A 1,065-nucleotide genomic window follows, 5' to 3' on the forward strand; every position below is an offset into this window, starting at 1 on the left:
GAGCGATCGAGATCGACGCCTTCGCGCGCATAGATGTCACTCTGGCGATGCAGGGGAAGATGATCGCAATACTTGGAGACCAGTACATGAGCCAGAAGGCTAGGACCGGGTCGGCCGCGCTCGATCGGCAGCGATGGCATCGGCGCCTGAACGATCGTCTCGCACGCGCGGCAGCTCAATTTCGGACGAAGATGGACGACCCGTTTGAAGTGCGAGGGCACATATTCCAGCACCTCACGTTCATCCGTGCCGATCGTGCTGAAGACGCTCCCACCGCACGTCGGGCAGGTGCATTCCGGCTCGTGCACGATCGTCTCGCTCGGCAGATGGGCCGGTAAGGGCTTGCGGCCCAGAGACGGCTTTGCCGTCGCAACAGCCGATGGTGAGGATGCAATGGGCCGCGCTGCCGTCCGTTCGATGTCGGTTTGGGCCTCGCTCTCCTCCAGATCGGCAATCGCCAGTTCCAGTTGCTCGATGAGATGGTCGAGTTTCTCCGAGGAGCGGCCGAAGCGGGCGCGCTTCAGGCTCGCGAGCTGCGCCTTGAGCTTCTCGATATAAAGGTTCTTGGCATAAAGCTCCGCCTGCAACTGCGCGGTCAAAGCGCGCAACGCCTCCAGTTCGGCCAGCACATCGGGAGCAGCAAGAGACATATGCTTCTCTAGCACAAGTGACCCGATACAGCTACGTTTTTATATGTAAAAACAGTATGTTATCAGGCCATCGTCGGCTTTGGCGGACGCTCGGGCATCAGCGTGCGCCGCCAATCCATCCCTTCGACGAGAAGAGCCAGTTGTGCCGCCGACATTTGCAGGACGCCATCAACGAGCGACGGCCAGACGAACTTGCCCTGTTCCAATCGCTTGGCAAAAAGGCACAGCCCGGTTCCATCCCAGTAGAGAGCTTTCAAATAGTCGCCTCGTTTCCCGCGGAAGAGGAACAGATGGCCGGAATAGGGATCGGCGTTCATCCTGTTGACGACCTCTGCGGACAGACCGTCGAACCCACGGCGCATATCGACTGGCTGGCAGGCCAGATACACCTTCGTTCCCGCAGCGATCTGGATCA

The 1,065-nt window shown here is 59.6% G+C and carries 2 protein-coding genes; both read right to left on the reverse strand.

The window, feature by feature from the left end:
* Positions 1-650: IS66 family transposase zinc-finger binding domain-containing protein (locus OC446_RS30465; protein WP_410055179.1), on the reverse strand; the 650-nt coding region annotated here is incomplete at its 3' end.
* Positions 651-712: 62 nt separating this feature from the next.
* Positions 713-1,063, reverse strand: coding sequence for an IS66 family insertion sequence element accessory protein TnpB (gene tnpB, locus OC446_RS30470; RefSeq protein WP_262032601.1), 351 nt, complete (start codon positions 1,061-1,063; stop codon positions 713-715).
* Positions 1,064-1,065: the final 2 nt, after the last annotated feature.

Source organism: Microvirga sp. Mcv34 (assembly GCF_024519725.1).
In the GTDB taxonomy this organism is placed as follows: domain Bacteria; phylum Pseudomonadota; class Alphaproteobacteria; order Rhizobiales; family Beijerinckiaceae; genus Microvirga.